This is a genomic window from Vibrio sp. DNB22_10_4, from assembly GCF_052879755.1.
In genome coordinates, this window is record NZ_JBNNXW010000001.1 from 1,100,224 (window position 1) to 1,123,926 (window position 23,703).

The 23,703-nt window shown below is 44.3% G+C and carries 17 protein-coding genes; 9 read left to right on the forward strand and 8 right to left on the reverse strand.

The annotated features are described in order from the left end of the window. Positions 1-167: 167 nt before the first annotated feature. Entirely contained in the window at positions 168-776 is a 609-nt protein-coding gene (locus ACVA6Q_RS04780) for a tyrosine-type recombinase/integrase (RefSeq protein ID WP_446646697.1), read from the forward strand. On the opposite strand, the gene ACVA6Q_RS04785 is transcribed toward ACVA6Q_RS04780, so the two are convergent. Both ACVA6Q_RS04785 and ACVA6Q_RS04790 read right to left on the reverse strand, forming a co-directional pair. After that, positions 773-1,768 (reverse strand): D-alanine--D-alanine ligase, encoded by a 996-nt coding sequence (locus ACVA6Q_RS04785; protein ID WP_353499310.1) that lies wholly within the window; start codon positions 1,766-1,768, stop codon positions 773-775. The two genes, ACVA6Q_RS04780 and ACVA6Q_RS04785, sit on opposite strands and share 4 nt — an antisense overlap. 162 nt (positions 1,769-1,930) lie before the next feature. Next, positions 1,931-2,560, reverse strand: coding sequence for an SPOR domain-containing protein (locus ACVA6Q_RS04790; RefSeq protein WP_446646698.1), 630 nt, complete (start codon positions 2,558-2,560; stop codon positions 1,931-1,933). 232 nt (positions 2,561-2,792) lie between these two features. Here ACVA6Q_RS04790 and ACVA6Q_RS04795 point away from each other — a divergent pair, with 232 nt between their 5' ends. Further along, positions 2,793-5,477, forward strand: coding sequence for a bifunctional acetate--CoA ligase family protein/GNAT family N-acetyltransferase (locus ACVA6Q_RS04795; RefSeq protein ID WP_446646699.1), 2,685 nt, complete (start codon positions 2,793-2,795; stop codon positions 5,475-5,477). Between the two features lie 27 nt (positions 5,478-5,504). On the opposite strand, the gene ACVA6Q_RS04800 is transcribed toward ACVA6Q_RS04795, so the two are convergent. Then, the gene (locus tag ACVA6Q_RS04800; RefSeq protein ID WP_446646700.1) at positions 5,505-6,392 is read right to left on the reverse strand and encodes a LysR substrate-binding domain-containing protein; all 888 of its coding nucleotides are present in this window, start codon (positions 6,390-6,392) and stop codon (positions 5,505-5,507) included. Between the two features lie 194 nt (positions 6,393-6,586). Here ACVA6Q_RS04800 and ACVA6Q_RS04805 point away from each other — a divergent pair, with 194 nt between their 5' ends. Continuing rightward, a complete protein-coding gene (locus tag ACVA6Q_RS04805) occupies positions 6,587-8,788 on the forward strand; it encodes a TonB-dependent hemoglobin/transferrin/lactoferrin family receptor (RefSeq protein WP_446647184.1) in 2,202 nt (733 codons plus the stop codon). Between the two features lie 73 nt (positions 8,789-8,861). On the opposite strand, the gene ACVA6Q_RS04810 is transcribed toward ACVA6Q_RS04805, so the two are convergent. The 3 genes from ACVA6Q_RS04810 to ACVA6Q_RS04820 form a co-directional block, all read right to left on the reverse strand. Beyond that, positions 8,862-9,980, reverse strand: a complete 1,119-nt coding sequence (locus ACVA6Q_RS04810; RefSeq protein ID WP_446646701.1) for an HmuY family protein — start codon at positions 9,978-9,980, stop codon at positions 8,862-8,864. A 30-nt stretch (positions 9,981-10,010) separates the two neighbouring features. Continuing rightward, positions 10,011-11,930 carry a TonB-dependent receptor plug domain-containing protein gene (locus tag ACVA6Q_RS04815; protein ID WP_446646702.1) on the reverse strand — a complete coding sequence of 640 codons (1,920 nt, stop codon included), beginning with the start codon at positions 11,928-11,930 and terminating at the stop codon, positions 10,011-10,013. A 379-nt stretch (positions 11,931-12,309) separates the two neighbouring features. After that, positions 12,310-12,675 carry a hypothetical protein gene (locus ACVA6Q_RS04820; protein ID WP_042497969.1) on the reverse strand — a complete coding sequence of 122 codons (366 nt, stop codon included), beginning with the start codon at positions 12,673-12,675 and terminating at the stop codon, positions 12,310-12,312. A 505-nt stretch (positions 12,676-13,180) separates the two neighbouring features. Between ACVA6Q_RS04820 and ACVA6Q_RS04825 the strand changes: the two genes are divergently transcribed. The 3 genes from ACVA6Q_RS04825 to ACVA6Q_RS04835 all read left to right on the forward strand — a co-directional run bounded on the left by ACVA6Q_RS04825 (position 13,181) and on the right by ACVA6Q_RS04835 (position 17,191). Next, positions 13,181-14,413: an L-lactate MFS transporter gene (locus tag ACVA6Q_RS04825; RefSeq protein ID WP_353499304.1), complete on the forward strand. Its 1,233-nt coding sequence runs from the start codon at positions 13,181-13,183 to the stop codon at positions 14,411-14,413. A gap of 186 nt (positions 14,414-14,599) precedes the next feature. Then, positions 14,600-16,954, forward strand: a complete 2,355-nt coding sequence (locus ACVA6Q_RS04830; protein WP_446646703.1) for a fatty acid cis/trans isomerase — start codon at positions 14,600-14,602, stop codon at positions 16,952-16,954. Between the two features lie 51 nt (positions 16,955-17,005). Then, positions 17,006-17,191 carry a hypothetical protein gene (locus ACVA6Q_RS04835; protein ID WP_353499302.1) on the forward strand — a complete coding sequence of 62 codons (186 nt, stop codon included), beginning with the start codon at positions 17,006-17,008 and terminating at the stop codon, positions 17,189-17,191. A gap of 132 nt (positions 17,192-17,323) precedes the next feature. On the opposite strand, the gene torS is transcribed toward ACVA6Q_RS04835, so the two are convergent. Next, positions 17,324-20,236 carry a TMAO reductase system sensor histidine kinase/response regulator TorS gene (gene torS, locus ACVA6Q_RS04840; RefSeq protein ID WP_446646704.1) on the reverse strand — a complete coding sequence of 971 codons (2,913 nt, stop codon included), beginning with the start codon at positions 20,234-20,236 and terminating at the stop codon, positions 17,324-17,326. A gap of 192 nt (positions 20,237-20,428) precedes the next feature. On the opposite strand from torS, the gene torT reads away from it, so the two are divergent. Next, positions 20,429-21,457, forward strand: coding sequence for a TMAO reductase system periplasmic protein TorT (gene torT / locus ACVA6Q_RS04845; protein ID WP_446646705.1), 1,029 nt, complete (start codon positions 20,429-20,431; stop codon positions 21,455-21,457). 178 nt (positions 21,458-21,635) lie between these two features. Next, entirely contained in the window at positions 21,636-22,091 is a 456-nt protein-coding gene (locus ACVA6Q_RS04850) for a methylglyoxal synthase (protein WP_112462691.1), read from the forward strand. A 50-nt stretch (positions 22,092-22,141) separates the two neighbouring features. Here ACVA6Q_RS04850 and ACVA6Q_RS04855 read toward each other — a convergent pair whose 3' ends face one another. After that, the gene (locus tag ACVA6Q_RS04855) at positions 22,142-22,339 is read right to left on the reverse strand and encodes a DUF3088 family protein (protein ID WP_446646706.1); all 198 of its coding nucleotides are present in this window, start codon (positions 22,337-22,339) and stop codon (positions 22,142-22,144) included. Between the two features lie 188 nt (positions 22,340-22,527). On the opposite strand from ACVA6Q_RS04855, the gene ACVA6Q_RS04860 reads away from it, so the two are divergent. Next, positions 22,528-23,694 carry a P-loop NTPase fold protein gene (locus ACVA6Q_RS04860; RefSeq protein ID WP_418642964.1) on the forward strand — a complete coding sequence of 389 codons (1,167 nt, stop codon included), beginning with the start codon at positions 22,528-22,530 and terminating at the stop codon, positions 23,692-23,694. Positions 23,695-23,703 lie beyond the last annotated feature (9 nt).

The following is a 23,703-nucleotide window of genomic DNA, read 5'->3' on the forward strand; positions in this document are numbered from 1 at the left end:
GTCATCCTTCATTGCCAGCCTCCGAAGCAACCTTACTTGAATTTATCGAGTATACGAGACAAGAAAAAAAGTACAGTAGCGTCAGGCGTTACATTGTCACCATATCCGTCGTTCACTATCTGTTTGATTATAAAGACCCTACTCGTTCACGGCAGGTAGGATTGGTGATGAATCAATTGAAAATTGCTAGCTACACTAAAGTCAAACAAACCACCCCTTTTACTGCTGACCATTTGGCAAAGCTACATAGCCTCTTATCTTACAGTGATGAAAAGAAAGACATTCGTGATTTGGCTATCTACTTTCTATTGTACGAATGTGCACTAAAGCGCCGGGATCTAAAGTCCTTAGCAGCCGAGGATATCGCACAAGACGAAGATGGTTACACTGTAACATTAGATGACAGACAATATAGATTAAGTGAGTATGGGGGTGCGAGTATTCAGCGTTGGTTAGACTATGTTCCCTACTCTGTTCTGTTCAGAGCTATCGATAGACACGGTAATATCAGCGATTCGCCGCTCGATGACTCTTCAATACATCGGGTACTGAAGCGTGCAAGTCAGTTACTTGGTTTGGATGAAGCACTCAGTTTTTCTTCTCAATCAGGACGCGTTGGCGCGGTTCAGGCGTTGTCTCGCGAAGGTCTGAAAATCAGAGAAATACAAGAGTTTGGTCGATGGGCAAGTCCAGCGATGCCACTGCAATACAGTGGCAAAACGTCGCTGTCAGAAGAGCAAAAATCACTCTTCAAGACTAAGAAAGATCACGATTAATTAAAAGCAGATTCGATACAATCAGTTAAAAACTCAGAAAAAGGCACACCTGAATGCTCTACCATTTTTGGGAACATGGAAATCGGTGTCATTCCTGGAAATGTATTGACTTCATTTAGATAGATTTTATTGTCTTCTGTAAGGAAAAAATCTATGCGTGACAAGTGCTTAAGCTTCATTCGAGTGAACACTTTGTGAGCCGACTCATGAATAATGACGCGTTGCTCGTCTGTTAAGTTGGTCGCTTCTACGGTAGTCGTCGAGTGGCTATCTGCACTGTACTTTTCATCATAGCTATAAAACGCACCATCTGGAGCTGTCACTTCGCCAGGCTGAGTAATAACCAGTTTGCCTTGATATTCATAGGCCGCTACTTCAAGTTCACGTGGTTTCACCGCTTGCTCTACGACAACTTGGTCTGAGTAACCGAATGCTGCGTCAATGGCATCGTTTAGCGCAGACTTCTCAGTTACACTGTAACAACCCACTGAAGACCCTTGCTTGGCCGCTTTAACGAACACTTTACCCCATTTATCAAACGCTTGGTTTGCTGCCTGGTGAGACTTTTCGTCATTTTCAGTGAGGAAAAGGTATGGTGTGTTAGGAATATCTAGGGTGTCGTACCATAACTTAGAAGTGATTTTATTGAAGCTGTTACTGCTTGCCTCTGGTCCACAACCTAGATACGGGATACCCGCCATTTCAAACAGTGATTGAATGTCACCTGTTTCTCCTGGGAATCCATGAATACAAGGAACGACATAGTCGATATTAAGTTTAAGATGTTCTCCCACCAATGCCTTTTGGTTGAGGTCCAAAACAACGAGGTGACCATCGCTACACTTCCAACCTTCTTTGGTGATTTCAACTCTGGTGACATTGAACTTCGTGTTCAATTTGAGTTGGCTTTCTAGATAGTTCGCAGAGACGAGAGAGACTTCATGTTCAGCAGAGCCGCCGCCACATAGAAGCAGGATATTCAGTTTTGACATCTTAAGCTTGTCCTTAGATTGCTTTCAAAGAATCATAAACGATTGAACAGCAAGATTCAGTTCTAAATCTGTTAAATTTGCCATTTATTCACTCGGATGAGCAGTTTGCATACAAAAATGCCCAGTGCATCTAAGCGCTGGGCATCTTGGTAATTCATTTTACTAATTAAGCTTGCTCAATGTAGGGTAATCGGACTTTTTGATCTTGTCGATGCTGCGAACGAAAGGTTTTAAGTCTTGGAATTCCTGGGGTAAAGTTTTGATAGCTTGCTGCGCTTTCGCTTTAGACGCAAAATCTCCGTATAATAACGCATACCACTTGGTGCCATTTACCACTTTGTAGTTTTGCCATACCGGTTGGCTACTGTTCGGTAGCTTATTTGCAAAGCGAGTTACTTTATCTTGGCTACCTACGGCAACAACTTGAATCGTATACCCAAAGCGAACGTTTTGCTCTGCTTGCTTTTTAGACGGCGGGACAATCTTAACAACTTTGTTGTCCTGAACAGGCTGTGCTTTTGTTGGAGCTGCTTTTTGTTTAGTCGCAGTAGATGCTGTTTGAGCCGACGCTGCTTGAGCTTTTGCAGGCTGACTTTCTACTGTTTTACTCTTCGCTACTTTTTCTGACTCAGCATTTGCAACTGCTGTTGTCGCGACAGCAACAGGCGCAGCGGTTGTTGCTACCGGTTGATAGTCCTCACGATAACTTTCAGATTTCACTTCTGCTGTGAACTCACCAGACGAACAAGCTGCCAACATGGTAGCTAAGCTCACTATTACCACTTTCTTCATCGTATCACTGCCTGAATTAACTATTGTCTATCCTTTATCAGACAGGAATATCATCTAACGATGATTCCAAAACCCTGTCTTAACTACCTGTGACATGTTACACAATAATTGAGGCACAGCAATACGTTATATCTAAATTTAAGAGCAAACCAACTTTAATCGATTCAAAGCTAGTCTAGTATTGTTGAATAATGCATCTTATACCCATCACTCCATCGCTCAGGGAGACGCTATGTCGTTGGATACACTTTTCAAACCCAGCTCTATCGCCGTAATCGGAGCTTCTCGTAAACCGAATCGTGCAGGTAGCGTCGTCATCAAGAATCTTCTCATGGGCGGATATCAAGGCACCATCTTACCGGTTCACCCTAAATACAAATCTGTTAATGGGATTCTATGTTATCGCTCTGTGAGTGAATTACCACTGGTTCCGGACATTGCAATCCTTTGTACCCGAGGTGATAGAAATGTTGATTTGATAAACGATTTAGCGGTCGCTGGGGTTAAAGTTGCGATCATAATGGCCTCGGACATGTCCGTGCCTTATGACAATGACAATACGATAGAACAAACATGTTTGCGCATCGCTCAGCAAGCAGGAATGAAAATCGTCGGCCCAAACAGTCTTGGGGTATTGCTGCCTTGGCAAAATTTCAACGCCTCTTTTTCACCAGTTGACTGTTTACCCGGGAAGTTGGCATTCATTTCCCAGTCTTCAGCCGTCTGCACAACGATTTTGGATTGGGCTAACGACAAGAATATCGGTTTTTCGGCATTCATCTCCATCGGCAATGGTAGCGATGTCGATTTCGATGACATTCTTGATTATTTGTCTCGAGACAGTAAAACGGAAGCTATCTTGCTCTACGTAGACTCCATTCGAGATGCAAGACGCTTTCTCTCTGCAGCACGTGCCGCTTCTCGTAATCGTCGTATTTTGGTACTAAAAGCCGGTCGACACACAACAGGTAGTTTAATTCAACCTCATCAGAGTTCACGCTCTTTCGATATTGTGTATGACTCCGCAATTCAAAGAGCAGGTATGTTGCGTGTGAATAACACTCATGAACTGTTTGCAGCGGTAGAAACACTTACCCACTCTGTTCCACTCAGAGGGGAGCGTTTAGCCATTATTACCAATGGTATGGGGCCAGCGTTAATGGCGCTCGATACGCTCGCGGATAAAGGGGGGAGTTTAGCCCAACTATCAGCGAACACTATTGACGAGTTTGATAAAGTACTGCCTACAAACTGGCCTAAATCGAATCCTGTCGATTTGGGCGGTGATGCGACATCCGAGCGATACTGCCAAGCGATACAGTGTATACTCGACAGTGAAGACATTGACGCACTGCTTATCATGCACAGCCCATCAGCAACAGCCGAGCCTTCACAAACTGCGCATGAAGTTATAGAAACCATCCAAGCACACCCTAAAGCAAAACGCTTTAATATCCTTACGAACTGGTCCGGTGAAGCGACAGCGAAAGAAGCACGTCTTCTGTTCACCCGTCAAGGTATACCGACCTATCGAACGCCCGAGAGTGCGGTGACTGCTTTCATGCACCTTGTCGAGTACCGACGAAATCAATGGCAGCTCATGGAAACGCCGACCACGACGGATTCCTATTCAACGGATCAACTCGACAAAGCACACGAATGGCTGGCAGGACAAATCTCCACATTGCCAGAAGCGAACGGATCTTCATCGCTCGAATCTCATGTCTGTGAACAGTTATTTGGTCTTCTCAATTTACCGACACTCCCCACATGGTTGGCTCACGATCAAAGCGAAGCTATACACTTAGCCGATAATATTGGCTATCCCGTTGCTGTAAAACTTCGCTCTCCGGATATCGCCCACAAATCTGATATTCACGGGGTAATGCTTAATCTTAAAGATGCGCAAGAAGTGTCGAATGCTGCCCAGTCCATTCTTGATCGCACCCGGCTCTCTTACCCTGATGCGCGTATCGAAGGTCTTACGGTACAACAGATGGCGAAAGTAGCCGGCGGTCAAGAAATTCGTGTCAAAGTGCTTAGCGACCCAACATTTGGCCCGGCTATTTTTATAGGACAAGGTGGCTCAGAATGGAATATTGAGCGTGAGGCCGTCACCGCGTTACCACCTTTAAACATGGCACTCGCCCGCTACTTGATTATTAACGCGATTAATAAAGGGACACTTAAGTTCCAACAATCGCCCAATGCGGTCAATCTCGCCAAGCTTGCTGGCTTCTTAGTAAAGATCTCTCAGATTGTGGTGGCCTGCCCTGAAATCCACGAACTGGATATTCATCCACTACTTCTTAATGGCGATGACATTACCATTCTCGATGCTTCCGTCGTGATTAAACGCTATGAAGGAGAGCCGCAATCCAGGCTGGCGATTAGACCTTATCCAACTGAAATGGAACAAACATTAACGCTGCGTGATGAGACTCAAGTACTCCTGCGCCCCATTCGACCTGAAGATGAGCCCTACCATGCGGACTTCATCAATAACGTCACCAAAGAAGATCTCTACAAGCGATTCTTTTCCGATGTGGGAGAGTTCAATCATGAAGCTTTAGCGAACTTCACTCAAATTGACTATGACCGAGAGATGGCGTTTGTTGCTGTTGATATGGGCCAGCAAACGCCACATATCATTGGGGTATCTCGAGTGCTCGTCACGCCGGATAACAGCGATGCTGAGTTTGCTATCTTGATCCGCTCAGATCTTAAAGGTAATGGACTTGGTCGTATCTTGATGAACAAGGTCATCGATTACTGCAAGAGCAAGCAAACCAAGCAAATCTCAGGCATGACGATGCCCACTAATCGCGGCATGCTTACCCTCGCTCAAAAGCTTGGCTTTGAACTCGATGTGCAGTTTGAGGATGGCGTTGCCGATATGGTGTTGAGACTTGATTAAATGAAATGATAAAGGGGCGAAAGCCCCTTATTTTAAATCCCACGTTTTAGTGAGATGTCGAATACACCAAGATTTTGCTTCACCAATGTGATTACGTTTCCATGCCAAAACTACATCGATACTGCTCACTTCAGTATCTTTAATAACTTTGAGCTTTCCTTCTGCTATCAGTCTATCCGCGACTTGTGTTGGCAATGTTCCAATTCCTAACCCAGAGACCAAAGCCTCAACTTTCGCGTCTAAATTAGACACCGTTAATCGTGGCTGTTTCTCTAAAATATTGACGCTTAATGCAGGCTGTTCACGAGCAGTATCAGCAATGGCAATTACTCGGTATTTACTGCGTGCTTCGCTATCAAACTCACCATTACGTTTATGTACATAGTGATCCGTTGCGGCAACCCATGTCATCGACATTTCACCAAGACGCTGTGCTTTAACTCCCTGCGGCAATACATCTGGCTGTGGACAAACAAGCAAGTCACAACGCCCTTCACTCAACGCCTCCCAGCATCCAGCAAGGACTTCTTCTTCTAATTTGACTCGTGTTTTGCTGACATTGCCTAGCTTATCAACAAGGTCAAAAAAGTTAGCAACTGGAATAATGCTGTCGTAAGCAATGGTCAGATCGAGTTCCCAACCATTAGCGAGCAATCTTGCTTCATTAATCATGCTCTCCGTTGCCTGAAGAATGACTCTACCCCTTTCTAGAATCAGTTTCCCTGCTTCGGTCAGTGTCGCTTTATGGCCAGAGCGATCGAAAATCATGATATCCAAATCTTGCTCAAGCTTTTGCATTTGATAACTGAGCGATGAAGTCGCACGGTCGAACTCAGCCGCAGCGGCGGCAAAGGAGCCTCTTCTTTCAATGGCATCCAATATGGTAAGAGCTTCCAAGGTAATCGACACTGGCATGTTAGGCTTTCCTAATTCAATAACTTAACTCACTGTCAGTGATAGCAAAACTCTTCGAGTTATACAACTTGATTCTTTTTTAATCGAACGAATCCCGATCGTATCGATAATAATAGTAATTATCATTTGCATTAAGTAGTATCGCCATTCCGCCCTATCAGGCTTCTATTACACTCAATTTATGGATAACAATGATGTATCAGTTTCCTTTCAAAAAGCAGTTAATTGCGACCTCTGTTTTGATGGCTATCGCTCCTCATATTCACGCTGAAACCGAAAAAAAAACCTTCGATGAAGTCGTTGTCGTTTCGGCATCAAAAACTCCACAATCTTACTCAGACGTGTCTACATCTATTAGTAAGATTTCTAGTGAAGAGTTTGAACAAACAATGGCTAGCGACATTAAACAGGCAGTTAAATACTTGCCGGGGGTTGAGGCAGAGGGAAGCGGTCGATTTGGTTTATCAGGATTTAACATTCGAGGTATGAACGGTTCACGTGTAAAGATCATGGTAGATGGCGTACAACAGCCAAATGGCTATAATCCCGGAGCCACTGAGCAGCGCAAATATCCCAATGCAATTGAAGTCGACACCTTAGCCGAAATAGAAGTAAATAAAGGCGCTTCCTCTTCACTATTCGGCTCCGATGCAGTTGCTGGCGCAGTTGTTATGAGAACTAAGAATCCAGATGATGTACTCGTAACGGATGGCGATGAACACCGATTCGGTATTAAAACAGGTTATAGCTCTGCTGATGAGAAATTTAAAACGACGGCCACATGGGCAATGCGACAAGACAAACTCGAGACGCTATTGATGCTGACCTATGCCGACGGTTCAGAAACAAAAACCCATGGAAGTGGCGCCGATGTTGTGGGTGACCAGCGCGGCGCAGCCAATCCCGCGAGTAAGCAACTTGGTAATGTACTGGGTAAAGTTTTTTATCAGTTAAATGATAATCACCGTATTGGTATTACAGGTGAGTACTACAACTACTCTCACAAAGAAGATGAGCTCTCCTACTATGGAATCAGTATCCCTATGGGGCCAGGTATGGACTTCACTTATAACTCGCGAAACACCCAGGATGAAAACAAACGCTTCCGAGTCGGTTTCGAGCATGAGTGGCAGATGAATACCGCTTTCGCTGACGACCTAAAATGGACGCTAAACTACCAAGACAGTCGCAGTAACAATAAAAACTATGACAACACCAACCTTTATGGGGATCGCTTACGCGAGCGTGATGCTCAGGATCGTTCTTGGCAGTTTGATACTCAACTTCACAAACAGTTAGATTTTGATAGTCACTATCATCTACTTACCTACGGGTTGAACTACAAAGACAACAAATTTCAACTCAACAATGATGACTACAAAACCAGTGGTTCAAGTGTTGGCTCTACGGGTGTGCCTGATGCAACGACGACAAACTTTGGCCTATTCATCGACGACCAAATTTTCCTACTTAATGAACGTTTAGTGGTCAATGCGGGTCTGCGTTATGACAGTTTTAAAACCGATCCTAAAGACAGTGAAGGCTACACCAACCAAATTAGTCCGTACCAAGATGATGACTTTTCCGCGAAATTAGGTGCTGTCTATCACTTGTCGCAGCAATACAGTGTGTTTGGTCAAGTAAGTCAAGGTTTTAAAGCACCAACGGTACACGATCTTTACTACACGTATAACCAAGGTGCGATTATAAAGGCCAACCCTAATCTCAAATCTGAGCGCAGTACTTCTTATGAACTTGGCTTTAGAAGCCAGTCTAAAGCAGCGACCTATGAACTTGTAGGTTTCTACAACCAATACACCGACTTCATTTCAAGCAAGGATCTAGGAACCGATCCAGATTCAGGCAAAGAAGTTTATACCATGGTTAACCTTGATAATGTCGATATTCGCGGCGTTGAATTCTCTACCAATGTTGCCCTAGATGAATTATTAGGCGCTCCACAAGGTCTGTATTCTCGTTTCTCGCTGACTTATACAGATGGTGAAGATAAGAAAACAGGTGAACAGCTTGATACGGTTACACCAGTTCGTTCAGTATTCGCTGTCGGTTATGACAATGTGGAAAACAATTGGGGATTACTAAGCTCAGTAACCATGGCTAGTCGTAAGACGGATTGGCAGGATAACGATGCGGATGCGGACAACAAAAACGTCGATGCGCCTGGCTATGCAGTGGTTGATCTCACCGCTTACTATCGCCCTATGAACGATTTAACATTGCGTGCAGGCCTGTTTAACGCTTTTGATACTAAGTATTGGTTACATGATGACTTGCGTTCTAAGTCGGTGAAACCAGGCTCTATGTCTCCAAAAAACTACGACATCTATACTCAACCAGGACGTAACTGGTCGGTAACGTTAGAGTACTTGTTTTAAAGGAATCGTATTTAGTTAAACAAAAGGAGAGCAAATGCTCTCCTTTTCTTATGGGTGATAACCTTTCACTTGATTAGTTGACCTGGTCGATTCGGTATACAACATTACCGCTACCTAGTGACCCATCAGCACCATAGTTGCCTGTAACTTGCATCTTGAACAGACTACTACCGTCTTTGATTAAGTATGTCGTAAATGTTGGCCACATTTTGTGACCACCTGCTACGCCATACTGCAACGGGCCGTAAGATCCCGGCTTGCTTAATACACCTGAACCATTGTCTGCCTCGTAATCATAAATTTGTTTTGCATCGTCTCGACCAACGGATGTAGGATCTGTTACCGCGTTTGCGCCGCCATCAAGAAGAACTACGGCGGTTCCACCTTTACCCTCACCAGATACGCCGCCATTGGTTTGTAGCATCATGTCGCGACCGCCAACATGATAGTAGATATCCCAATCTCCATCTGCAGCAACGACTTGCTGCGTATCAATATCATAGTATTGAGCAACAGGATTCCTTGTCGCATAAGGAAGCGTTACAGTAAAGGCTGCATCGAACGCTTGGTTATTTTCATTCCATGTTTCAACGGCCAGTGACACATCATATGAACTGTGGTCAGGTGCCATGTAATACTCGGTCGCTTTTACTCGGCTGTATGACTGACCATCAGAGTGACGAATAATAAAGGCGTTGTCCGCTACAACATTATTTGGTGATCCATAAGCATACCAATCTTCGGTTACAATCCCGGGTTTAACCGAATCAGCTTCAAAGTCAGTACAACTGTCTGCATCAACGGCGTTGTAATTGTTAATCGTATTTTCCATTGTTAGTGCTGCAAATTCTGCTTCAACTGCTTTTCCATCAGCATCAAACAGCGCATCATATTGATGAGCAATACACCCCTCGACACTGCCTGGCCCCGAAGCACCACCATTGGCACTAAATCCGACGTATTTTTGGTAAGCAACGTGCCAAACATCATCTTCTGTTGGTACAACAGCGCCTGATGCGAGATCTAACATTGAACGCTCACCAGATGTTGCATCTACAACAACGGTCGTGCCATCCGGCGTTCCTGCTCCTGGTGTACCATCAATGCTACCGCTATCGGATGAGCCACCACCGCACCCAACAAGCAAAGCGCTTGAGATTGAAAGGGCTAGAAATTTATATTTATTTTGCATGGTATTTCCTTATTAAACTGCTTTTCTTAATTAGTAGGTATATGTGGCGCCAGCATAGATGTAGCGGCCTTCTGTCGGTCTAAAGTCATTCCCGGTTGATGGTGTGTCTCGAACTGTATTAGTCAAATTGTCAACACCTGCGAACAGCTTTATTTGGTCTGTGATTTGTGAATTGATCTTAAAATCGAATATTGAATTGGCAGGGCTAACCAGAGTATTAGCGCTGTCTGCATAAGATTCACTTTCTGCTCGACCCAACAACGTAAGGTTTGTGTTGATTGCAGCAATGAGGTAGTTAACGCTGAATTTCAATTGATGCTTAGGACGCCTAACCAAGGTTTTTCCTGTATCTTTGTCCTCCGCATGGAGGAATGAATATCCTACGTTGCCACTCCAACCGGAGACTTCGGATACACGAACTGACGCATCAAAGCCCTGCGTAAGAGCACGAGCCATATTCATGTACTCATAGATTTGAAGATCCGGTGTCGATTTATCAGCATTTAGATCTTCTGCAATAAGATCTTTAATATCATTCCGATACAGACTTAGTTCACCCCACACTAACTTGCTGAACTGCGCATCAATGCCAAGTTGGTAACTAACGGAAGATTCCGGTTGAAGTTCAGGGTTGCCCAGAACCATATAACCGAGTGAGCTATGGTCAAACTCGTAATAACGTTCTTTTAAAGTCGGTACTCGATAGCCTGCGCCGACACCGCCTCTAACACGAACGTTATATTGCGAGAGTGACTCTGGACGATACATAGCGTTTAATTTAGGAGAGAAATGACTTCCAAAATCCGAGTCCGTTTGTGCTCTTACACCAGGTAAAAGTTCAAAAGAGTCAGTAACAAAAAAGTCGTCTTGGATATAGTATTCGTAGTTTGTTCGGCTAGGGTTCTCTGGTTTAAGTTCACTTACACCATTTTTGGTTTGGACTAAATCTGCTTGATAGCCAACAATCCCAGTTGTAATGACATGGTTACTCCCCAACGCAAAGTCTATTTGAGCCTCAGCCTTGTGTGAGTTAAGTTCACCAAACCGTGGATTATTAACATTGTTGGAGCTAACGACAGTTTGCTTAGTTTCCTCAGTCACCCTCTCGTTGATGTAGTATGTCGTAAGGAAAATGTCTTCATTGATAGCCCCAGTGTAGTTAATACTCGTGTTCTGACGAGTAATGACTTCACTTTTCACTTGGTCGACATAGCCTATACCAGGCGTAAACTCATCAAAGTTTCTTTCGAGATCTTCTTGATACCAGCTAGGAGACAGCTTTAGATGGCCACCATTCTCAAATTCATACCCCAATACACCTGAAAATCCGGTTTTCGTACCGCTTGCACCTTCAAATGGAAACGTAGAAGGATCGAGATCAACACCACCTTTATCTCGATGGTCTGCTGCTAATTGTATGTAGAATTGGTCCCAACGCTTATGTCCTTGAACCTTGATATGACCGTCATTAAAGTAGTCGTTCCGTAAACCATTACTCCCATAACCACCCGTATCGGCAGTAACAGAAAATCCAACTGGCTCCTGGGGTGTCTTGGTAATAATGTTGACTACTCCGCCCATCGCTTCACTGCCATAAAGCGCAGACAGTGCGCCCTTCGCGACTTCGATCTGTTTGACATTTGCTAACGTGATTTGTGTAAGGTCAACGGCACCAGAAGTACCGCTAATTGGCATTCCATCCATTAAAATCAATACACGTTTTGCATCTATGCCTTGGATCCAAACTTCTTGCCCGCTCCTACCATGAATATTGACAAGCGTTAATCCCGGAACATTTTGAATTGCCTCCGCAAGATCTTGAGCGTGGTTTCTTTCGAGTTCGGCAGCGGTAACAACTTCCGTTCGAATAGGGGCATCAACGAGATTCTTCTCTGTCTTGGTTCCAGTTATCACCATAACATCTTGAGGGGAGTCGCTCGCCAACGCCATTTGACTCCATGTAGGTAAAGCAAGAGAGCCTGCTATGGCCAAAAATAGGGGTGAATATTCTACGCCTTTCAACGGTTACATCCTGTATATCGATCATTAACATCACCGTAATGTTAATGATAGTCAGTATCATTTGCAATAGCACTTAATGGCTTGTTGAATGATTTATCAAGACTAATTCACATTTTTGATACTCATTCTCAACTATTCGAGCAAGACAACATTGAGAATCCGTATTTGATCTTTAAATTGTGGGAGCGAAGGGAGTGATCTTTCAGCGTAAATAAGTAACATACCTGGCAATAAAAAAACCGCCGAGTCAAAACGACTCGGCGGTTTTTATGTTTGGGTAACATACCCGGCACTGCCGGATTAGAGGTTATGCAGTTTGTGCTTTTAGTCCTTTAGGCGCTGGCGTAATGCTATCGCGATAGCTGAACCACAAATAGCTCACTGCAATGATGTAGAACAAATAAGACAGCGCAAATACGATTGGTGAGGTGATCAAATCATTCGAAATACTTAACCCTACCCCCACCACGGTGACTGTCAGCTTCGCGATCGTTCCTAGGAGTAAAAGACCCATAGCGAATTGCGGGAAACGTGTACTCGCAAATGCGATCATGTAGCAAGCTCCAACCGCTAAAGAAGCAATAGACAAACCAAGTAGATAAGAGTGAATGTGGTCAGCAGCTGCGTAGCCTGCTCCAAGAGAGACACCGAGCAACATTAGAATTTTGGTCATGAACATACGTCACCTCAACAAATAATCAAAAACGTGTTTGAAATGTCCATTTTCAATTTTGAAATCTCATTTTGCCTGTATTGTGATTCCTAATTGATGATATTTCAAGCTTACTTTTTGAACGTTTTTAGTGCAAATTTCACCCATTCATTTCCCGTTACATTTAGACAACAATCGAAAATATAGATCGCCTTGGGTAACAGTATGTTACGTATTTTACCAATCAACAAAGTTCCATTGTAACAATGTATTTACAACTCAGTTTTTTTTAATACTTGCTAAATTTGTGATCCGACGAACCACGCCAATAATTCACACGTCAAATTAATATCAAATTTACACCTTTGTTACATCAATAAGTTAATTGAATTAATTCGGAAAAATCGATTCCAATTGTAGGAATATTGGTTATAATCCGCGCTCCTTTGCGTCATCTGTTGATAAACGCAAACTTAATTTGAGTGTTTAACCCCCCGAACGTTGTTCGACATATCAGAGAACAAAAATGAGCAAGATTGATAAAGCTATGCGAATCCTAATTGCAGGATTCTGTATCAACCTTTGTCTTGGCATCCTGTATGCTTGGAGTGTATTTAACAAAGCCCTAGTAAGTGAATGGGGTTGGAGTGCAGCTGACGCGTCATCTCCTTACGCTATCGCGACCATCACTTTTTCTATCTGTCTTCTTGTGGCTGGCGTACTTCAAGACCGTATGGGTCCACGTAACATCCTTATCTTGGGTGCAACGCTAACTGGCCTTGGCATGATTGCTTCAAGCTTTGTTCAATCAGTTATGATGCTTAATATCACTTTCGGCATGATCACTGGTGCGGGTATTGGTTTCGGTTACGCATGTCTATCTCCTTCAGCAATGAAATGGTTCCACCCTTCAAAGAAAGGCATGGTTAATGGCCTTATCGCAGCTGGTTTTGGTCTAGCAGCAGTATACCTAGCTCCCCTAACCTCTTCTCTGATTGGTTCTATGGGTATTAGCTCTACATTTATGGTGCTAGGTGTTGGCGTCCTTATCGTTGCTGTACCACTTGCGGCAACAATCAATAACCCACCAGCGGGTTATCAGCCACAAGAGCCAAAAGTAAAAGCAGGTCAAGCACCGGTACAAGTTAAGAAAGCGGCTGACATGAGCTGGAAAGCAATGCTAAAAACGCCTCAGTTCTACTCTCTATGGGTTATGTATGCGTTTGCAGCTGCTGCTGGTCTAATGATCATTGGTAACATCACAAACATTGCTAGCGTGCAAGCTAACCTACCGAACGCGGTTTACTTAGCTTCTCTACTTGCTATCTTTAACTCTGGCGGTCGTATTGCAGCAGGCATCCTGTCCGATAAGATCGGCGGCGTACGTACACTGATGCTAGCGTTCATCCTACAGGGTGTGAATATGGTACTGTTCTCAACGTTTACTTCTGAGTTCATGTTGATCATCGGTACAGCCGTTGCTGCAGTTGGCTACGGTACACTGCTAGCGGTATTCCCATCACTAACCGCTGAGTACTACGGCCTTAAGAACTACGGTACTAACTACGGCGTACTTTACACATCTTGGGGTATTGGCGGCGCAATCGGTGCGGCTATTGTAGGTTACTCAATGACTCATGGTGGTGGTTACAACCTAGCGTACACAATTTCTGCGGTTATGATGGGCGTATGTATCGTACTTTCGCTCGTGACTAAACCGATTTCTGAAGAGAAAGCAGCTGAGCTAAAAACAGCGTAATTCTCTTACTTTAAAAGTACCATCGCATCGAAGCCTGACGATAAATCGTCAGGCTTTTTTTGTTTCTTCAGAACATTATAAATCCGCTGATTTGGATATATAGTTGGAAAATTATCGAGTTATCAATGAAAATTAGCTTTATGCAAAAGGAATCACTCGCACTATGCGATGCATTGAGAACACAATATGACAATAAAACGATTTTCACTCACCCTGCTTATCCTGATTTTTTCCGGATGTGCCACTTACGCAGGGCTCAACTATGACCAGCTATTTGGCAAACCTGAAGTAAGAGAACGTACCGTTCCCGTCTCTTCCCCCGAATCAGACTTCTTCCTCTCTGAGGTTAAACCTATCATCGACAATCGCTGTGTCGTTTGTCACGCATGCTACGACGCCCCTTGTCAGCTCAAACTCTCTTCTGTTGATGGTATTGACCGTGGCTCAAGCAAAGAACTTGTCTATCAAGGCACCCGTTTGACTGCTTCGCAGCCAACTCGTCTATTTGAAGACGCTCAGTCCACCGCCGAGTGGAGAAAGTTAGGGTTTTTTCCAGTGCTTAATGAGCGCGAACAATCTCTGTCAGGTAACTTAGATGCTGGCTTAGTTGCGAGAATGCTAACACAGAAAGCACGTCACCCTTTGCCAGAAACGGATCAGCTTGAAGGATTTGATTTCTCCATCGATCGTACGCAAGTTTGCCCAACGATCGAAGAATACGATGCGTACGAAGCCGATTACCCTCTCTGGGGTATGCCTTATGGTATGCCAGGCATTACCAACACAGAGTACCAAACGCTCATCTCATGGCTTGGTAATGGCGCAAAAATGAATTCACCACTGCCACTTACTGATGAAGAGCAAAGCCTAGTCAATGAATATGAAAAGCTGCTCAATCATGACGACTTAAAAAACCAGCTGACGGCAAGGTATATCTATGAGCACCTCTATCTTGCTCACCTCTATTTCTCAGAAGTGGAAACCGAGCAACGCTTTTTCACTATAGTTCGTTCCGCCACTCCGCCTGGTAAACCTATAGACAGGATCGTAGCTCGGAGACCTTATGATGCCCCAGGTGTTGACCGCGTCTATTACCGCCTAGTACCGGTAAGAAGCACGATTGTTGATAAAACTCATATGCCTTTTGCGCTTAACATGCCGAGGCTCGAGTCCTGGTACCAATGGTTCATTATGCCAGACTATGAGGTTAATAGCCTTCCTAGCTATGATATCGCAGTCTCTGCGAACCCAATGACAGCGTTTAGAGATCTTCCCGTGAATGCACGTTTCAAGTTTATGCTTGATAACGCTCAGAATACTATCATGGCCTATATCAAAGGGCCTGTGTGTCGCGGTCAGCTCGCTCTCAACGTCATTAATGATCGCTTTTGGGTCTTCTTCCTCGACCCAGACAAAGCAGATTTACCAGAAGTGAATGCATTTTATCAGCAGCAAGCAGACAACCTGAAGCTGCCAAGTGAGCTTGAAAGCAATACAGTCCCAATTACTAACTGGGTTAAATATGCAAATCAACAAACTCGCTACCTTGAAGCTAAATCGGAGTTCATGAACAAATGGTTTGAAGGCGGCAAACACCTGACTACCGACGTACTTTGGACCGGTAATGGCGAGAACCCAAACGCAGCTCTGACCGTTTTCCGCCATTTCGATAGTGCATCTGTAGTTCAGGGGATGGTGGGCACGCCACCTAAAACGGCGTGGATCCTTGATTACGCTCTTCTAGAACGTATCCATTATTTGCTGGTGGCCGGTTTTGACGTCTATGGTAACTTTGGCCATCAATTGATCACTCGTATGTTCATGGACTTCTTGCGAATGGAAGGTGAAAGTAACTTCTTAGCCCTATTGCCAAATACGGTACGTCACCAAGAGTTCAGTAGCTGGTATCAAGAGCAAAGCCCACAATTTAGTGAGTTTTTACAACGCAACATCAAGCCCTTTAGCCAACCAACTCAAGAGCTCTATTTAACCGAGAACTATAAGCAAGAGTTGTATGGCAAGTTACAGAGTAAACTCGAGCCAGTAATTCACGATCGATTCAAAATCGTGAACACGGGTTTGTCTGAGAAAAACGAAGCATTGCTTCGCAGTATCGATGACATTAGAGGAGAAGGACTTCAAACCGTACCTCAAATTGTCATGGTGATGATTGAAGCGGACAATGGGAATCAACAACTGTTTACTCTGCTTCACAATAATGCACACATCAACATCTCAAGCTTGTTCTCTGAACAGAAGAATCGCGATTATAAGAACGATGACCTTACCTTTGTTCGAGGTGTGATCGGGAGTTATCCCAGCGCGTATCTAAGTCTCAAAGAGTCAGAGATCGAAAATTTTGTCGTTGCACTTCGTAATATCAACGGCGAAGAGGACTATGTAAAACTGCTCGACAATTATGCAGTTAGACGTAGCTCTCCTGATTTTTGGCAATTTAGCGACCAAGTTCATGAGTTTTACCAGCGCACTCAACCTATCGAATTCGGGCTGTTGGACTATAATCGGTTTGAGAATAGATAGAATCGACTTAAGAACAGATAGGTGCTCGCGGGAACTCTTAGGAGGTGTAAGATGAGCATTAGAGATAGCATTGAAGCCATCGAGCAACAGATTTATGTTGCCTGTTCAGACGGTGACTACGAGACCGTCAACATGTTGGAACACCAACTCGAACACTTGAGAGGACTCTCTAACAAAGGGATTGATGAAGATCCCTATGCAGTTGAACACCGAACCTATCTTGATGATGATTGGTAAGGTCATACCCAACTGTATAACGAAAAAGGGCTCAATGTGAGCCCTTTTCTGGTTTGGATTTTTAGTGACTAAAAAGCTTCGCTAATAGTCAAAAAAGTAGCGAAAAGCCACGAGCTGTATATTTACACAGTATCAGTTATTTAGCAGACCTTGTAAGCGATTAACGGACTGTTGCCTTGACAGAATTAAAAGCTCTAGGACTGACAGCAATCGACCAATATGATCATCGGCCGTTTCGATAGCAAGGCAGATTTCAAATAGTTGCGTTAAGCCTAGTGCAGCCGCGCTACCTTTGAGTTTGTGAGCTAATGCTTTAACTTCATGCCCATCATCCGTTTGTGCTGCACTTTCTAGCTCTTCAATGATCTGCTGACTCGACTCAACAAACGCATCAACAATTTTTTTTACTCTGTCATGACCTAATATCGACAAGTCATCACGCAGTACTTTTTCATCAATAATCATCGATTCTTCCAACGTGTCCAACTCAGTTTGAGAGGGTTGCGCTTCCGAAGCCAAGTAGGTCGTCACCTTATTGGCAAGATGCTGCTGTATTGTGTCTCGCAGATCTTCTCTGTCGACGGGCTTTGGAAGATAGCCGTCAAAGCCTGCTTCTAAGTATGACTCGACTTCTTCGTTAAATACGTGAGCTGATACCGCAATCATTGGTGTCTTTTCGTTCGCAGCTTTGTTTTTTTCTATTTGTCTGAATGCTTTTAATAAATCAACACCACTACAGTCTGGTAGGTTAATGTCAACGAGTGCAATATCAAAATCATGCTCGGAAAACATAACCTTGGCATCCTCTCCTGTTTCCGCTGCAATCACATGATGCCCCATATTGACCAGAAAACCTTCTGCAACCATGAGATTCACCGCGTTATCTTCTATCAACAGCACGCGACCGTTTACTGTTTCAGTGCCACCAATAGGCGTTTGTATTTCTTGCCCTTCAAGTGCACATTGCTCCAAAGGAATGACAAACCAGAAACGACTTCCTTCCCCAAGATAGGAATCAACGTAGATCTCGCCATTCATCGCATGTACAAGCCTTTGGCTTATTGCTAGACCGAGCCCAGTACCACCAATGGTACTGTGACCATTTTCCGCCTGAGTAAAGGCTTCAAACAAACGCAATTGGTCATCAGGGCTAATCCCAACACCAGTATCAGAGACCTCGATCATCACACAAGTTTCATCATCAGGGTCTAGAGATACGTAGATATCAACCTGGCCGGACGAGGTGAACTTAATCGCATTACCAACCAAGTTGTTAAGCACTTGGCTTAGGCGGGTAACGTCACCGCAATAAACATCAGATACATCACTCTCAATATGAAAACGAAAATCTAGGTTCTTCTCCAGAGCCTTGCCGAGCATTAGCTGATAACAATCTTGCACCATTCGATAAAGATCAAACGGTTTGTTTCGGATCTCAAGGTGGCCAGCCTCTATTTTCGAGTAGTCCAAAATATCATTGAGAATCGCAAGCAAATTCTGCCCACTACGATTAATCACTTGCAAGTAATTACGTTGCTGAGAGTTCAGCGAGGTATCTTCCATTAAGGCTGCGGTGCCAAGTACCCCGTTCATCGGAGTCCGGATCTCATGACTCATGGTCGCTAGAAATGCAGACTTAGCGCGGCTCGCTTGTTCAGCCGCATTGCGTGCTTTGGCGTGATTTAATACTTCCTGGTTGAGTTTTTCATTACTGGTTTGCAACTGGAGTGTCCGCTCGGTAACGATTTGTTCTAACTGATTTCTATGATTCTCGAGCTCTTTCTTGGCTTTGATTTCAGCTTCAGCGACAACTTTAAGAGCCTGTGCCGTATTACGAGCAGTGATGATGGCTTGACCCATATGGGCGAGTTCATCATTACCCTTTACACTGACATCAACATTGAGCTGCCCTTTCGCTATAGATAGCAGCGCGCCAGAGTATTCTGCCAGTCGTTTTACTACCGACACATAAACCACGCGCCACACAATCAATACAACCACAACAAAGCCGATAATAGACAGTATACCCAACGTCCACTGCGCGTATTTTAATGTCGCAGATAAGTCGGCCACAGCGGCCGTTGTCGCTGCGTTAGATTGGTCGACAAGTTTTGAAATGGTTTCATTGAGCTTGGTAAACAATTCGAGCGTTTCGTGCATTAAGCTTTTAGACCGCTGCCTCTCGTTGTATTTTTGCTTGAGTAAGGTAAAAATCGTTTTCCCGGACGACAGTTCATCTAAAAGCGAAGCCATCTGCTCTGAGCGAGTAGGATCCTCAACTCCGGGTACCCGTCTTTGCATGATATTAATGTTGGTCTGATACTGACGCTGTAGTTCATCGATACGCCCAGGATCAGAAACCGTTCTCGCCTCCTCAATCTGATTGAGTGTTTTAAAGGCAAGAAGGTGCAACTCGTGCAATCGTTCGGACAGATCAAGGTCGACTTCAACTAGACTGTCCAAGGCACTGAGTGCTTCTGCTTTCTTTTCCTTTTCAAGCAAACCGTAAATATGAGTCACATTGGCAACAGCAATCGTACTGGTATTGAGAACTTGGGTGCGCGTTAGTTGCTCTAGCTCTTCCGCTTGCACTCGTAGCTGAGTCGTCAGTTGTAAAATTGATTGATCGAGCGTGATGGTTTGTTCCACAGAGCTGCCCAGCTCTGCAAGACTATCAATGATAGATTGAACGGTTTGTTCAAGGCTATCGAGCAATTTGGAATCGAACGAATCTGAGCCAAGACTTTTTATGTGCAGGAGCAAAGATTCGAGACGCGAAAACAACACACGCCCAGCCTCTTGATGCTGTGGTTTGGTTTTTGCGTTCGAGAGCACTTGTACTGATGCAATGATGCGCGAACTTAACTCAGAGACTTCACGAGCTTCAAGCATTGAAGGAATGGCTGTATCAACCACATTGCGCTCTGTCTTAGCAACAAATGAGAATCCAGACACGCCAATCGCCGTCGACAGCAATACGAGTAATGCCATCACTAAAAAGGAAAATAATAACTTACGGCCAATACTGGCTTTAGAGAGCAACATACCCACTCCATTGACTTTACTTCGATTCCATCCAGGATTGCTATTCCAATATCGATCGGAACCTGAAAGAAGCACGCAAACTACTAAAATTACGCCCACTCATCGACACTTAGCGCTTGCCGACGCTCATTGGACTGTATTACGCTATATTTTGCAGTGTAGCAGAGCTAGATACCACTAAACGTTGACGATATGCCTAATAAAACTCACTTTTTTTCGACAATTTGTGCGCTAATGATTGCCACCAGTGTTCCACTGAGCAGTAATGCAGCAAATGCCACTACTGTTAAGAACGCACCGGAGTCAGAAAAAGTGTGCGCCATTTACCCACACCTTAAAGACTCATACTGGCTATCCGTAAACTATGGGATGGTAACAGAAGCAGAGAAGCAAAATATCACACTCAAAGTCTTGGAGTCTGGGGGTTACCCGAACATCGACAAACAACGAGCTCAGCTTGTCGCATGTCGCGACTGGGGCGCCGATGCGATCATTCTTGGTACCGTCTCTCCCACCGCATTTAGCCAGGATTTAAGTCGCTACACACAAGACACGCCTGTATTTGCGACAGTAAATCATCTCATTGTCGATAAAGCGCAACGTCAACACGTAAAAGGTGTTGTCGGCGTTGATTGGTACTGGATGGGTCATCGAGTCGGTAAACACTTGGCAGAGCAGCACCCTAAAGGCAGTGGTGTCGTCGATGTGGCTTTTCTTCCTGGCCCAGAATCAAGTGGTGGGACAAAGCCTGTCATTCTTGGATTTCTAGAAGCAGTCAAACACAGTGATGTAAACATTGTTGAAACCCTATGGGCAGACAATGACAAGGAGTTACAGCGTAACCTAGTTCAAGAGGTCATTGAAAACTACCCGAACCTCGATTATGTCGTTGGCAGCGCAGTTGCTATTGAAGCTGCTATTAGTGAGCTACGTGCACAGCCGCACCACTCTGATATCAAGCTTCTATCGATTTACCTGAGTCACGGGGTATATCGCGGCTTACTTCGCAACAAAGTAGAGTTTGCACCGACAGACAAAATGGTAGAGCAAGGTCAATTGTCTATCCGTCAAGCCGTACATTATTTACGAGATGAGCCCTACGAAACAGATCTTGCACCTAAAATTGAAGTGCTAACACCTGATTCACTTGATGAACAAATCATCGGGGAATCCTTGTCTCCCAGTGCATTCAGGCCTATTTTTAGTGTCGAAGAGCATTAATTGTCACAGATACCAAGGAAGCTCATTGCGAGCTTTGGTTGTGATGCGTAGTATGAAGCTTGATTTTAATATCAATAACTTAAATCAAACTAATTCCAATGCACTCACGTCAGCCTATTGTGTGCATTCGAATTAGAACGAGCAGAATTCAAAAATAGACAATTAGGAACAAAAGTACATGCAGAAAACGATTCGCACAATGCCGGCACACAAGCACATCGCACTGGTGGCTCATGATCATTACAAACCTGAGCTTCTGCGCTGGGTTCAAGAGAACAAGGAAAAGTTACAAGGTCACTTTCTGTATGCAACAGGGACAACGGGTAATATGCTTAGTAAGGAAACTGGCCTTGCCATCAAAAGCATGATCAGTGGCCCAATGGGTGGCGACCAACAAATCGGTGCGCTCATTTCTGAAGGGAAACTGGATATGTTGATCTTCTTCTGGGATCCTCTTAACGCAGTACCACACGACCCTGATGTAAAAGCCCTACTGCGTATTGCCAGCGTATGGAACATCCCTGTCGCAACCAACCGCGCTACCGCGAACTTTTTGTTTGAATCTAATCTACTCTCGCAAGAAGTGGATATTGAAATTCCAGACTATGATGCTTACTTGGCTGAACGCATCTAGTGTCACACATTATTTGGTGTACCAAAGGGGGCATCGTCCCCTTTCACTATTCAGGGGTGGACTTGAGGCCCACTAAATTGCTCCGCCAAGTAATCAATGATCGCTTCAGGCTCAGTGATGGTCTGTTTATCCTCCAGAATCAGTACGGGTAGCCATTGATGCTCTGATCCTAATGCAGCTACTAATACGTCACGAGGTTTCGCAAAAGGGATACGACACACCTCAACATTCGGCTCGCAGAGCACCATACCCCGAAGGTTCAGATGGGTTCACGACCAGAACCGCCAGCCCCTCCGCTCAAGCGGGAATTTTTCTTTTTAAGCGAATACCAATTCCCTATCTGGCTCGCCCTCTAGTGTCTTACTGCCACTGCTCTGCCTAACTTCACCTTAATTCATCACGACGTGATGAATTCATTTTGCTATAATGAAAAGCAATGAAAAGTACACCGAGTCATACAACTATGAGTAAGCCCAGTTACATTCCTTATTCTGACCCATGGTTTTATCATCGCCCAGTATTAGCACAGCACATAACAAATATGTGTAAAGACACGCTATTTTCTCGAATGGTGTACTTAGGTACGCGCAGGATTGGCAAGACATCGTTCTTCTTAAGTGATTTAAGCCCCGAGCTTATCAACAACGGTCTGTTGCCTATCTATATCAACATGTGGGGCAACAAGAGTGCACCTCATACCGAATTCGCTGAACAGTTAGCAAGAGCGCTTGATGAAATAAAGCAAGAAGGCGCGCTGAAGCGGCTCCTCAATACAGAAATAAAAAAACTCGCGATTGGCAATCAAATTGCCAAAGTTGAACTCGAGTTTAAACCAAGGTCTGCCAGCGACGCAGATATACTCAACATTAAGAGTCATCTTAAATCCGTGATAGAGGCTGCTGGCGGTTCTAAGGTAGTCTTCATATTGGATGAATTCCAACACCTTTCTACATCTAGTGCTTTTGACAACTTTCTCTACACCCTGAGAACTCTGTTCGACTCTTACGGCTCTAGAATTACCGTGATCTTTACTGGCTCAAGCAGGACAGGCATGAAAGCGGCTTTTGAAGACGATAAAGTGCCCTTCTATCAGTCTGCACAAGTGAACGAATTTCCTGTGATTGATGACGGTTTCATTGAGCATTGCACCAACCGGCTCAAGGATTCTTATAACATTCATATTAACCGCTTGGAGCTGCTCGACTTCTGGAACGAAATTGATCACTCACCACACTGGATAATTAACCTGATGCGTGAATTGGTCGCCAATCAACGAACGCTCAACCAAGGTGTTAATTTTATCAGAGAGGCGATTCGTGCCGAGGAAGGACATAAGGACATCATTAAGAACTTAACGCAAACAGACAAAGCGGTCTTGCTATTGCTCCATGCGCAGCGTGGGATTTACAGTGAAGCTTCTCAGGCGTTTGTAAAGAAAATCGGCGGTAAAGCAACCCGAAGCGCGGTACAAGCCGCAGAGCGAAAACTAGAGTCAAAAATGATAATTAGCTCACTCCCCAATAAGAAAGTTATTGTCGAACTGTATGGGCTCATTGATGCAGTTTGGCAAGACATTGACATCCCTGAAAAGCGATTTGATTAACTCTAACGC

What these genes read in the sequence shown, in the direction of transcription:
- ACVA6Q_RS04835 (WP_353499302.1), top strand. Translation starts at nt 17,006, where the DNA reads ATGAGCATTAGAGATAGCATTGAAGCCATCGAGCAACAGATTTATGTT.
- ACVA6Q_RS04780 (WP_446646697.1), top strand. Translation starts at nt 168, where the DNA reads ATGAATCAATTGAAAATTGCTAGCTACACTAAAGTCAAACAAACCACC.
- ACVA6Q_RS04830 (WP_446646703.1), top strand. Translation starts at nt 14,600, where the DNA reads ATGACAATAAAACGATTTTCACTCACCCTGCTTATCCTGATTTTTTCC.
- ACVA6Q_RS04815 (WP_446646702.1), bottom strand. Translation starts at nt 11,930, where the DNA reads ATGGCGTTGGCGAGCGACTCCCCTCAAGATGTTATGGTGATAACTGGA.
- ACVA6Q_RS04790 (WP_446646698.1), bottom strand. Translation starts at nt 2,560, where the DNA reads ATGAAGAAAGTGGTAATAGTGAGCTTAGCTACCATGTTGGCAGCTTGT.
- ACVA6Q_RS04855 (WP_446646706.1), bottom strand. Translation starts at nt 22,339, where the DNA reads ATGGTGCTCTGCGAGCCGAATGTTGAGGTGTGTCGTATCCCTTTTGCG.
- ACVA6Q_RS04785 (WP_353499310.1), bottom strand. Translation starts at nt 1,768, where the DNA reads ATGTCAAAACTGAATATCCTGCTTCTATGTGGCGGCGGCTCTGCTGAA.
- ACVA6Q_RS04810 (WP_446646701.1), bottom strand. Translation starts at nt 9,980, where the DNA reads ATGCAAAATAAATATAAATTTCTAGCCCTTTCAATCTCAAGCGCTTTG.
- ACVA6Q_RS04795 (WP_446646699.1), top strand. Translation starts at nt 2,793, where the DNA reads ATGTCGTTGGATACACTTTTCAAACCCAGCTCTATCGCCGTAATCGGA.
- ACVA6Q_RS04860 (WP_418642964.1), top strand. Translation starts at nt 22,528, where the DNA reads ATGAAAAGTACACCGAGTCATACAACTATGAGTAAGCCCAGTTACATT.
- ACVA6Q_RS04820 (WP_042497969.1), bottom strand. Translation starts at nt 12,675, where the DNA reads ATGACCAAAATTCTAATGTTGCTCGGTGTCTCTCTTGGAGCAGGCTAC.
- torT (WP_446646705.1), top strand. Translation starts at nt 20,429, where the DNA reads ATGCCTAATAAAACTCACTTTTTTTCGACAATTTGTGCGCTAATGATT.
- ACVA6Q_RS04825 (WP_353499304.1), top strand. Translation starts at nt 13,181, where the DNA reads ATGAGCAAGATTGATAAAGCTATGCGAATCCTAATTGCAGGATTCTGT.
- ACVA6Q_RS04850 (WP_112462691.1), top strand. Translation starts at nt 21,636, where the DNA reads ATGCAGAAAACGATTCGCACAATGCCGGCACACAAGCACATCGCACTG.
- ACVA6Q_RS04805 (WP_446647184.1), top strand. Translation starts at nt 6,587, where the DNA reads ATGTATCAGTTTCCTTTCAAAAAGCAGTTAATTGCGACCTCTGTTTTG.
- torS (WP_446646704.1), bottom strand. Translation starts at nt 20,236, where the DNA reads ATGTTGCTCTCTAAAGCCAGTATTGGCCGTAAGTTATTATTTTCCTTT.
- ACVA6Q_RS04800 (WP_446646700.1), bottom strand. Translation starts at nt 6,392, where the DNA reads ATGCCAGTGTCGATTACCTTGGAAGCTCTTACCATATTGGATGCCATT.